8 protein-coding genes and 1 pseudogene are annotated in these 10,504 nt (G+C 73.9%); 7 read left to right on the forward strand and 2 right to left on the reverse strand.

Annotation, left to right across the window (positions count from 1 at the left end; all coding sequences use genetic code 11):
* On the forward strand, positions 1 to 1,042 hold a 1,042-nt coding region (gene nagA / locus AB0J68_RS17355; RefSeq protein WP_363939347.1), incomplete at its 5' end, for an N-acetylglucosamine-6-phosphate deacetylase.
* 91 nt (positions 1,043 to 1,133) lie between these two features.
* Here nagA and AB0J68_RS17360 read toward each other — a convergent pair.
* Positions 1,134 to 2,357: a DUF4032 domain-containing protein gene (locus tag AB0J68_RS17360; protein WP_007465906.1), complete on the reverse strand. Its 1,224-nt coding sequence runs from the start codon at positions 2,355 to 2,357 to the stop codon at positions 1,134 to 1,136.
* 120 nt (positions 2,358 to 2,477) lie between these two features.
* On the opposite strand from AB0J68_RS17360, the gene AB0J68_RS17365 reads away from it, so the two are divergent.
* Together AB0J68_RS17365 and AB0J68_RS17370 are read left to right on the forward strand one after the other, a co-directional pair.
* The gene (locus tag AB0J68_RS17365; protein ID WP_363939358.1) at positions 2,478 to 3,215 is read left to right on the forward strand and encodes a phosphatase PAP2 family protein; all 738 of its coding nucleotides are present in this window, start codon (positions 2,478 to 2,480) and stop codon (positions 3,213 to 3,215) included.
* Positions 3,216 to 3,226: 11 nt separating this feature from the next.
* A complete protein-coding gene (locus tag AB0J68_RS17370) occupies positions 3,227 to 4,465 on the forward strand; it encodes an APC family permease (protein ID WP_363939349.1) in 1,239 nt (412 codons plus the stop codon).
* 120 nt (positions 4,466 to 4,585) lie between these two features.
* Here the strand turns inward: AB0J68_RS17370 and AB0J68_RS17375 are convergent.
* A pseudogene (locus AB0J68_RS17375) lies at positions 4,586 to 6,316 on the reverse strand (NAD-binding protein); the annotation flags it as partial.
* 106 nt (positions 6,317 to 6,422) lie between these two features.
* Here AB0J68_RS17375 and AB0J68_RS17380 point away from each other — a divergent pair.
* The 4 genes from AB0J68_RS17380 to AB0J68_RS17395 all read left to right on the forward strand — a co-directional run bounded on the left by AB0J68_RS17380 (position 6,423) and on the right by AB0J68_RS17395 (position 10,471).
* Positions 6,423 to 6,905, forward strand: coding sequence for an MSMEG_6728 family protein (locus tag AB0J68_RS17380; RefSeq protein ID WP_363939351.1), 483 nt, complete (start codon positions 6,423 to 6,425; stop codon positions 6,903 to 6,905).
* A gap of 30 nt (positions 6,906 to 6,935) precedes the next feature.
* Positions 6,936 to 8,489, forward strand: coding sequence for an FAD-dependent oxidoreductase (locus AB0J68_RS17385; protein ID WP_363939353.1), 1,554 nt, complete (start codon positions 6,936 to 6,938; stop codon positions 8,487 to 8,489).
* 66 nt (positions 8,490 to 8,555) lie between these two features.
* Positions 8,556 to 9,812: a hypothetical protein gene (locus tag AB0J68_RS17390; RefSeq protein ID WP_363939354.1), complete on the forward strand. Its 1,257-nt coding sequence runs from the start codon at positions 8,556 to 8,558 to the stop codon at positions 9,810 to 9,812.
* Positions 9,813 to 10,027: 215 nt separating this feature from the next.
* On the forward strand, positions 10,028 to 10,471 hold the full coding sequence (locus AB0J68_RS17395; protein WP_363939356.1) for an HNH endonuclease: 444 nt from the start codon (positions 10,028 to 10,030) through the stop codon (positions 10,469 to 10,471).
* Positions 10,472 to 10,504: the final 33 nt, after the last annotated feature.

Genomic DNA, 10,504 nt, shown 5'->3' on the forward strand with positions numbered 1-10,504 from the left:
GGACGGCGACCGGATCACGGCCGTGGCCGAGTATCCGTCGGTCCGCGACGGGCACTGGATCCTGCCGGGCTTCGTCGACATGCACACCCACGGCGGCGGCGGGCACACCTTCACCACCGGGGACGCCGAGCAGGCGCGCGCGGCGGCCGGCTTCCACCTGGCGCACGGCACCACCACGCTGCTGGCCAGCCTGGTCAGCGCGCCCTTTCCGGTGATGCGCTCGGCCACCGAGGCGTTCGCGCCGCTGGTCGACGAGGGGGTACTGGCGGGCGTCCACTTCGAGGGCCCCTACCTCTCCGCGGCCCGTTGCGGCGCGCAGAACCCGGAGTATCTGCGCGACCCGTCCACGGACGAGCTGACCGAGCTGATCGAGCTGGGTCGAGGCGCGATCCGGATGGTCACCCTCGCCCCGGAACGCGACGGCGCGCTGGAGGCGATCAAGCTGCTCACCACCCACCGCGTGGTAGCGGCCGTGGGCCACACCGACGCCACCTACGAGCAGACCCGCGCCGCCATCGCGGCCGGCGCGAGCGTGGGTACGCACCTGTTCAACGGCATGCGGCCCGTGCACCACCGCGAGCCCGGCCCGGTGGTGGCCCTGCTCGACGCGCCGACCGTGATCTGCGAACTGGTCGCCGACGGGGTGCACCTGCACGACGGCATACTGACCTTCACCACCGCGACCGCCGGCCCGGACCGCGTCGCGCTGATCACCGACGCCATGGCCGCCGCCGGGATGGCCGACGGTGAGTACGAGTTGGGCGGTCAGGCCGTCACGGTGACCGACGGGGTGGCCCGGCTCGCCCGCGACGGCGCGATCGCCGGCAGCACGCTGACCATGGACGCGGCGCTGCGGCACGCGGTGCACGCCGGGATCCCGATGGCCGACGCCGCCCGGATGGTGGCCACCACCCCGGCCCGCGCCATCGGCCTGGGCGACCGGGTCGGCGCCCTCCAGGTCGGCCTCCGCGCCGACCTCGTCGTGCTCGACGACGACCTCAACGTGGTGCGGGTGCTGCGCGGCGGCTCCTGGGTGGAGTGAAGCGCCGAGGCCGGCGGGCGGCGGCGGGCGGCACCGGACGGCGGCGACGGGCGGCGGCAGGCACGGCGGTCGCCGCCGAGCGGAGGCCGGGTCAGCCCAGGGCGGGGACGTCGACGCCGAGCACGGCCTGCTCGTCGGGGCGGTGCACCAGCACGTCGGCCAGGTACGACTGCACGGCGGGTGCCATCCCGACGTCCCGGCCGGCCTGCTCGGAGAGCAGCCACTTGTGCTCGATGATCTGGGCGAACAGCTCCTGCGGCTCCAGCTTGCGGCGCAGGTTCGCGGGCACGGCCCGGACCACCGGCTCGAAGACCTCGGTGAGCCAGCGGTGCGCCGCCTGCTGCTCGTCGGTCAGGTCGCTCTCCGCCCGGTACGCGTCCAGGTCGTTGAGCAGCTTGCGGGCCTGGTTCTCCTCGGCGTCCAGACCGGTCAGCCGCAGCAGCCGCCGGGTGTGGTAGCCGGCGTCGACCACCTTCGGTCGCACCAGGTAGCGCCCGTCGTCGATGGTCGACATGGCGACCTCGGCCACGTCGAAGCCCAACTCGTTGAGCCGGCGGATGCGGCCCTCGATGTCGTGCCGGGCCTCCCGCTCGACCGCCTGCTCGTAGGTGATCTCGTGCCAGAGCCGCTCGTAGCGCTGCACGACCTCCTCGCAGACCACCTCCGGGTCGATGGACTCGTGCAGCAGGCCAGCGGCTTGCAGGTCCAGCGCCTCGCCGAAGATGTTCACCCGGGCGATCTCCAGGTCCTCGCCGCGCTGCCCGTTGGAGAGCGAGGTGTGCAGGGCGCCCGTCTCCGCGTCAACCAGGTAGGCGGCGAAGGCGCCCGCGTCGCGGCGGAACAGCGTGTTGGACAGCGAGCAGTCGCCCCAGAAGAAGCCGGTCAGGTGCATCCGCACGATCAGGGCGGCGAGCGCGTCGAGCAGCCGGCTCATCGTCTCCGGGCGCAGGGTGTGCGAGAAGAGCGCCCGGTACGGCAGCGAGAACTGCAGGTGCCGGGTGATCAGCACCGATTCGAGGGGCTCGCCGTCCTCGGTCTGCCGGTCGGCGACCACCGCCACCGCCTCGACCGACGGGAAGTCGATGCGCTCCAGGGCCCGGAGCAGGTCGTACTCCCGCTCGGCGATCCGCTCGCGGGTCTCCTTGAACGCGTAGACGTAGTCGCCCAGGCGGACAAAGCGGACGATGTGTCGGGAGATGCCCTGGGGGAGGGCCACCAGGTGCTGGGCAGGCCACTCTTCCAGCGGTGTCGACCAGGGCAGGTCGAGCAGCGCCGGGTCCACGAGGGCAGACGTGATCCGCACGGGCACAAGCATGACGGGTCGCCCCCCGCATCCGCCTCACATCGTGGCTGGGCCCACAGCGCCGAACACCCCGGCCTCGCGTCGGCCCGGTAGCGTGGTCGCGTGCTCAAACCCACGGCGGTACGACGTGACCTGCGGCTACGGCCCGTCCGCCCGGCCGGTTGGTGGTTCGACGCCCTGCTGCTGGCCGGGCTGGTCGGGTTGACCGTCGCCCTCGTCGGCCACCAGCTCTTCGGGCTGGACCGGGCCGTCGCCGACTGGGCCGACGCGCACCGACCGACCGTCGCCTACTGGGTGGCCCGGGTGCTGAACCTGCTCGGCCAGGGCACCCCGCTGACTCTCATCGCCGCGGGGCTGGGCGTGCTGCTGGCCGTCCGGCTCCGCTCGGTGCGGCCGATCCTGCCGCCGGTGGTCGCGTTCGTGCTGACCTATCTGACCATCGGCCCGTTCAAGGTGTGGACCGCGCGCGCCGCACCGAGCGCCAGCGTCAAGGAACCGTTCCTGCCGCCCGAGCAGACCCTGCCGCTGTTCCACGACGATCTGCCGGTGCGATTCGCCCAGTCCTACCCGTCCGGGCACGTCGCCAACGCGATCGTCTGGTACGGGGTCATCGCGCTGCTACTCGCCCCGCTGGCTCGCAGCTTCGGCCGGTACCTGCCGCCCCGGCTGATCACCGTGATCCGCATCGTGCCGCCGCTGGTCGTCCTCACCACCACCACCTATCTCGGCTGGCACTGGCTGACCGACTCGGTGGCCGGGCTGCTGCTGGGGCTGATCCTGGACCGGCTGCTGCACCGGGTGCCCTGGGACGATGTGCCGCTCCCCGGCCGGCTACGCACATGGGACCGGCCGTTCACCTCGTACCCCTAGGGTTTCGGTCCGTGGATCAACTGGCGCGGCGGCTCGGCGTACCCGATGCGGTTGTCATCGGGTTGGGCTCGATGCTCGGCGCGGGCGTCTTCGTGGTCTTCGGCCCGGCCGCGGCGGCGGCCGGCGGCTCCGGGTTGCTGCCCGCGCTGGTGCTGGCCGGCCTCGTCGCCTTCTGCAACGCGACCAGCTCGGCCCGGCTGGCGGCCCGCTACCCGGAATCCGGCGGCACCTACGTCTACGGCCGGGAACGCCTCGGACCGTTGGCCGGCTTCGTGGCCGGCTGGGGTTTCGTGGTCGGCAAGACGGCGAGCTGCGCGGCGATGGCGTTGACCATCGGGGCGTACCTGTGGCCGGGGCAGGCGCGGTTGGTCGCGGTCGGCGCGGTGCTCGCGGTGACGGCTGTGAACCTGCACGGCATCGGCAAGACGGCCACCGCCACGAAGGCCCTCGTCGGGCTGGTGCTCGTGGTGCTGACCCTGGTCGCGGTCGTCGGCGTGGTGGGCGGGCCGGTGCACCTGGACCGGCTCGGCGACCCGGGCGGCTCCGCCCGGGGTGTGCTCACCGCCGCCGGGCTGCTGTTCTTCGCCTTCGCCGGCTACGCGCGGATCGCCACGCTCGGCGAGGAGGTCCGCGACCCGCAGCGGACCATCCCCCGCGCGGTGCCGCTGGCACTCGGCGCGGTGCTCGCGATCTACCTGGTGCTGGCCGTGGTCACGCTCGGCGTGCTCGGCGCCGACCGGCTGGCCGCTTCGGCAGCGCCCCTGGTCGACGTGGTGACCGCCGCCGGACTGCCCGGCCTGGCCTGGGTGGTCCGCGCCGGGGCCACGATCGCCGTCGTCGGGGTGCTGCTGTCCCTCGTCGCCGGAATCGGCCGGACCACCCTCGCGATGGCCCGCCGCCGCGACCTTCCCGGCGCGCTGGCCGCCGTGCACCCGGTGCACCAGGTGCCGCACCGCGCCGAGCTGGCCGTCGCCGCCGTGGTGATCGTGGTGGTGCTGCTCGGTGACGTCCGCGAAGCGATCGGCTTCTCCAGCTGCACGGTGCTCGTCTACTACGCGATCACCAACGCGGCGGCGCTCACGCTGGGCCGGGATCGGGAGCGGAAGCTACCGGTGCAGGTGCTCGCCGGCCTGGGGCTGGTCGGTTGCCTGCTGCTCGCGGTCAACCTGCCGCTCAGCAGCGTCCTCACCGGGTTCGGCGTGCTCGCCGCGGGCGTCGCCGGGTACGGCCTGCGGCAGCGGAGTCGCTGAGGGGTCCGCCGGGCGCGGCACCGACCTCGTCGCCGACGGCGGGATCGGCTCGCCGCCGGGCGCAGGCCCGGTCGGCCGGGGAACCGGACCGGTGCGGGCGGGCGGGGCGCACTGGGTGGTCAGCCAGTCCAGGCCACGTCGGCGGGCGACCACGGTGAGCCGGTCACCGGCGAAGATCACCTGTCGCGGGTCGAGGTCCCGCCACCAGATCGTCTTCGCGCCGCCGGCCGGGGTCCGGGCGATCAGCCGGACCTGCCCGTCCCGGTTGACCAGGTCCAGGGGCCGACCGTCCAGCTCGGAGCCGGCGGCGACCGGCACCTCGGCGACCGGCAGCGCGTGCCTGTCGACCGGGATCGTGGTGATCACCGCGCGTTCGGTGAGCGCGCCGATGAAGGCCGGTGCGGCCAGGTAGGAGACCGATCGGGACACCCCGAGTGCGAAGGTCTCCTCCACCCGTTCGGCGAAGTCACCGTCGAAGAGCCGCAGCACCACCCGCAGGTCGTCCCGGAGGTCGCGCGCGGCCAGGGCCGCCTCCAGGTTGGCGACGTCGTCGGTGGACGCCACCACCAGCGCCTGGCAGTCGGCCACCGACGCGGCGGTCAGGGTCTCGGGCAGGGCGGCGTCGCCGACGACCAGCGGCACCTCCAACTGGCGGGCCAGGGTCGCGCCGCGCGGCTCCGGATCCTTGTCGATCGCCACCACCTCGACGTCGTACTCGCGGAGCTGTGCCATCACCCGGGTGCCGACGTTGCCCAGGCCGATCACCACCACGTGCCCGGCGCGGGCCGGTTGCAGCCGGCCGGTGTGCAGGGCCAGCCGGGCGTTGACGATGCCGTCCACGACGACCGCGGTGATCAGCGGGATCAGCGCCAGCCCGGCCAGGTTGAGCACCACCTGCATGATCTGCGCGTCGGCCGCCTTGCCGGTGTCCGGGTCGGCGCCGCTGAGCGTGGTGACCAGCGTCAGGTAGAGCGCCTCCAGCGGGGAGACGTCCTCGGCCCGGGAGATCAGCGCGCCGAGCACCACGATGACCGCGAGCACCAGCATCACCGCGATGCCGATCTTGCGGGTGGCGAAGCCGCGTACGGCCCGCAGCAGCACCGCGACCGGGCGGCGACGCCGCCGCGCCCGGACCAGCCGCCGGGCGGCGACCTCGGTGCCCGGCGGCTGCCCGGTCGCCTCGGCGAGCACCAGGTCGGCGCCGGCCTGCTCGGCCGGCAGCAGCTCCATGCCCTGCTCCGAGTCGGGGCGAGCCAGCGCGCACACCACGTCCTGCGGCCGGACGTCGGCCCGCCGCGCCACCCGCAGCGTCTTGTCCCGATGCTGGAAGGAGCTGGGGTCGACCTCGCCGAGCGCGGCGGCCACGAACGCCGGCGCGGCCATCTCGGCGTCGGAGAGCACCTCGACGGGCGCCTTGAGCAGCTTGCGTACGCCATCGGCGAGGGTGCCGTTGAACATCCGCAGCACCTGGCGCACCCGCTGGTCGACGGCCTGGGCGCAGAGCGCGGCGTGCAGGTTGCCGACGTCGTCCTGGTGCAGCAGGGCCAGGCCGGTCGCCCCGGCCAGCCCGGCGGCCTCGAAGGTCGCCACGTCCAGACGCTCCGAGCGGACCACGCGGACCCCACGCAGCCCGGCCACGTCCGGCCCGTTGCGTCGGTAGCGCTCCGGCACCACGACGGTCACCCGGACGCCGCCGGCCGGAAGGTCGGATTCGACCATCGCGCGGGCCACGTAGTAGGCGAGCGCGTCCCGGCCGCAGATCACGTAGTGCGGACGCGGATCACCGGCGGCGCGTAGCCGCCAGTTCCACTCGACCGCCCGTCGCGCCCGGTCCCGCCACGGCTCAGCCATGCCCGGATCGTAACCAGCACGACCACACTGGGCGACCCCGCCCGGATCATCCCGACCACGTCTGTCGACCAGGCATGTCGACCGGGGCGGCGGGTAGAGCACCGGGATGCAGACCTTCCTGCCGTACCCGGACTTTCTGGCCAGCGCCCGCGCGCTGGACCAGAAGCGGCTGGGGAAGCAACGGGTGGAGGCCATCCAGGTGCTCCGTGGCCTGACCCGACCCGGGTACGGGTGGCGCAACCATCCGGCGGTGAAGATGTGGGCCGGGTACGAGGAGGCGCTCACCCGCTACGGGCTGGACATGTGCGCCGTCTGGACCGAGCCGGGACGGGCCGACACCTGCGCCACCACGCTGACCGTCGACCTCGCCGCCGCCTGCGGGGCCGGCGTCGTACGCACACAGGACGAGCTGGCCCGCGCCGGTGACCTGCCGCCCTGGCTCGGCCGCGACGACCTGCACCTGAGCCACCGCTCGTCGCTGCTGCGCAAGGACCCGACGCACTACCGCCCGATCTTCGGCGCCGACGTCCCCGAGGATCTGGAGTACGTCTGGCCCGCGTCCGACCGCCAGCGCCGCTGCCTGCCGTAGGGGAGACTGGGCCGGAAGAGGGAGGTGCGCGTGGCGCTGTCGCGTGTGGTGGGTCGGCTCATCGGCGTACGTCAGCACCAGGTGGACCCGGGCGGAGGTGGCGCCGACCGCGTGCCGGGACCGGTCGCGGCGGTGGTGGTCGGCGGCGGGATCGCCGGCATGTCGGCGGCGGTCGTGCTGGCCGAGCGGGGTGTGGCCGTGACGGTGCTGGAGGCCGCGCCCACGCTGGGCGGGCGGCTCGGCGCGTGGCCCGAGGCGCTCGGCGACGGCGAGCAGCAGAACGAGCACGGGTTCCACGCGTTCTTCCGGCAGTACTACAACTGGCGTTCCATCCTTCGTCGGGTCGAGCCCGACCTGGGCTTCCTCAAGCCGATTCCGGGTTACCCGATCCTCAGTGCACAGTGGCCGACCGAGGAGTTCGGCAGGCTGCCGCCCGCGCCGCCGGCGAACCTGCTGGCGCTGCTGCTGCGCAGTCCCAGCCTGCGCCTGGCCGACCTGCGGTCGATGGACCGGGACGCGGCGTTGCCGCTGCTCACCTACGACCCGGTCCGCACCTACGCGGAGTTGGACGACACCACCGCCGACGAGCTGCTGGCCTCGCTGCGACTGCCGGACCGGGCGCGGGCGATGCTGTTCGAGGTCTTCTCGCACTCGTTCTTCAACCACGAGGCGGAGATGTCGGCGGCCGAGATGGTCGCCCAGTTCCACTTCTACCTGCTCGGCAATCCGGAAGGGCTGGCCTTCGACTGCCCCGACGAGGACTATGCGACGGCGATCTGGCAGCCGCTGACGAGGCACGTGGAGAAGCACGGCGGTCGGGTGCTCACCGCGTCCGGCGCCACGGGGGTGCACCGCGACGGCGAGGGTTGGCGGGTGACGACCACCGACGGCGGCAGCCACCCGGCGGCCCACGTGGTGCTCGCGGTGGATCCGCCGGCCCTGGCCGCGCTTGTGGCGGCCTCCCCCGACCTGGTCGGGCGGGCACCGGAGCTGGCGGCGCGGATGCCCCGCTTCGGCACGCCCGGCCCGCCGTACGCGGTGGCGCGGTACTGGTGCGACGGGGACGTGGCGGCCGACCGGGCCGTGTTCAGCGGGGTGTCGCGGCAGCCCACACTGGACTCGGTGACGCTCTACCACCGGCTGGAGAACGAGTCGCGCCGCTGGGCGCGACAGACCGGCGGTTCGGTCGTCGAGCTGCACGCGTACGCCTGTGAGCCCGGTGTGCCGGCCGAGGAGCTGGCCGAGCGGATGCGCCGCGAGCTCGTGGCGCTCTGGCCGGAGGCGGCTGACCTGCGGGTCCGGGAGATGCGCGCCCGGGTGGAGGCGCAGGCGCCGGCGTTCACGCCGGGCAGCCACGCCTGGCGTCCGGGGGTGCGCACCGAGGCGCCCGGCGTCTATCTGGCCGGCGACGGGATCGCCACGGACTTCCCGAGCGCCCTGATGGAACGCTCCGCTGCCACCGGGATCATCGCGGCGAACCACATCCTGCGCGCGGAGGGCGCCGCAGCCGAGCCGGTGCGCTCGATCCGGCCTCGGGGCCTGCTGGCCGGGCGGGCCACCCCAAACCGACAAAAAGCAACATAACCGACGGTACGCTGCCGTACGCTCGAATGATCATCCGTCGATCGGCCGGGCGGGAGGGCAGCGGCGATGTCACCACTGCACCGCGTCGGCGCCCAGAGCGTTCCGCTGACCGAGGAGACCGGCCGGGACGACGCGTACCCGCTGCTCCGCGACGAGCGCGCCTGCGTCGTCACCGCGCTGCGGCTGGGCTGGTGGATGGCGGACGCGTACCACCACGGGCAGCACGCCGAACCCGGTCCGACCGTCCCGGCCCACCCACCGGCCAAGCTCTCCAACCTGACCGAGATGTCGCTCCCGCGCCGGATGCGGATGTACCTCGACGGCGTGGACGTCGCGCTGGCTCAGATCTCGGCGCTCACCCGGCACACCGGGCCCCTGCCGGACACGTCCGCCGCCCGGACCCGGCTGCCCGACCTGGACCGGCTGCCCGACCTGGAACAGCCCGACACCGCCGACACCGAACCGCTGCTGCTCGCCCTCGACGACCTCAACGTGGACGTGCTGCGCTGGGCGATGGCCACCAACCTCCGGGTCGGGCTCGCCTACCGGCTGGGCCGGTCCCTGGCCGACACGGTCCGGCCCGGCGACGCCGCCCAACTGCTGCGGCGCTTCGACGGCCGGCAGATCCAGCTCAGCCGGTGGCTGGACGAGCTGGCCAGCGTGCTGCCGCCGTACTCGGCCGCTGTGGTACGCCGCTCGCTGGCCGCCTGGGCGGTCGCGGTGGAACGGGCCGGCCAGGGCGATCCGGCGGAACCGGAACCGGCCGAGCTGAGCCGCGAGCTGCGCAACCAGGGTGACCTCTGGCGCGGCGTGCTCACCGGCGGCCTGCATCCGCGCGACCTGCTCGACGAGGAGGACTACGCGGTGGTCGCCCGGAACCTGATCATCCGGGACCGACGGCTGGTGGCCCAGGCCGCTCGGGGCATCTTCTGGCCGGTGCTGGTGCCCCTGCTGGTGGTGCTCTTCGCGGTGGTCGGGGTGAGCGCCGCCGCCGCGGCCGGTTCACCGACCACGCGGGCCACCGTCGCCCTGCTCGGTCTGGGCGCCGGGCTGGCCGCCATCTGGCGTTCCGTCTCCGGTCCCGCGCTGGCTGTCGCGGGCGAGGTCAACCGGCCGCTCCTGGACAGCGAACTCACCACGCGGATGGCCCTGCGGCTGGACCGGCCACTGGCCAACGCCCGTCGCGCGGCGGGGGTCGCTACCCCGACCCGGCACGCTCCCCGGACCCGGCGCGCTCCCCGGACCCGGCGTCAGGGTCGTCCCGAGGAGCCGGGCAGCCCATCGAAATACGTTGCCCCACTCTCCCGTGCCGACCTACCGTGATCGCGCAAGGTCAACCACCGCCGCGGGAGCAGATCATGACGAGGTCGCACGTCACCACCGTGCCGTCGTCGACGCTGCCCGGCGACGGTTGGCGAGCGAAAGGCCCTCGGGCGGGCCGGCCGGACTGACGCGTACCCGTACGCGCCGAGCCGCCCCGTCCGAACGCCGGACCGGGCGGCTCTTCGCTGTCCGTCACCAGCTGGAAAGGAGTCCCGGTGGACGCCGTTCTCGTCATCAACGCCGACCTCGGCCCGTTGCACCGGGTCACCGTTCAGCACGCCGTCCGGATGCTCTGCCGCCGGGTGGCCGAGATCCACGAGGCGGAGCCGGACCAGGTGATCGGCGTCTTCCCGCTGCCCCGGGTGGTGCGGCTGGTCCGCTACGTGGTCACCCGGTGGCGGTTCAGCTCCGGGCCGGCCTGGTCCCGGGCCGGGGTGCTGCGCCGCGACGAGCACTGCTGCGCGTACTGCGGTGGGGCGGCATCGACAATCGACCACATCCTGCCGCGCTCGCGGGGCGGCCGGAACACCTGGCGAAACACCACCGCCGCCTGCTACGGCTGCAACCAGCGCAAGGGCGACCGCACCCCGGCGGAGGCGGGCATGCCGCTGCGCCGGGAGCCGGTGAACCCGGGCTGGGCGTCGCTGGCCGGGCGGTGACCGACGCGGCCCCCCGTTCCCGCCGGCCGGTCG

Origin of the sequence: Micromonospora sp. NPDC049580 (assembly GCF_040675595.1) — a bacterium.
Taxonomy (GTDB): Bacteria; Actinomycetota; Actinomycetes; order Mycobacteriales; family Micromonosporaceae; genus Micromonospora.

Coding starts and splice junctions, on each gene's coding strand:
- AB0J68_RS17360 (WP_007465906.1), bottom strand. CDS start 2,357: ATGCTTGTGCCCGTGCGGATCACGTCTGCCCTCGTGGACCCGGCGCTG.
- AB0J68_RS17380 (WP_363939351.1), top strand. CDS start 6,423: ATGCAGACCTTCCTGCCGTACCCGGACTTTCTGGCCAGCGCCCGCGCG.
- AB0J68_RS17390 (WP_363939354.1), top strand. CDS start 8,556: ATGTCACCACTGCACCGCGTCGGCGCCCAGAGCGTTCCGCTGACCGAG.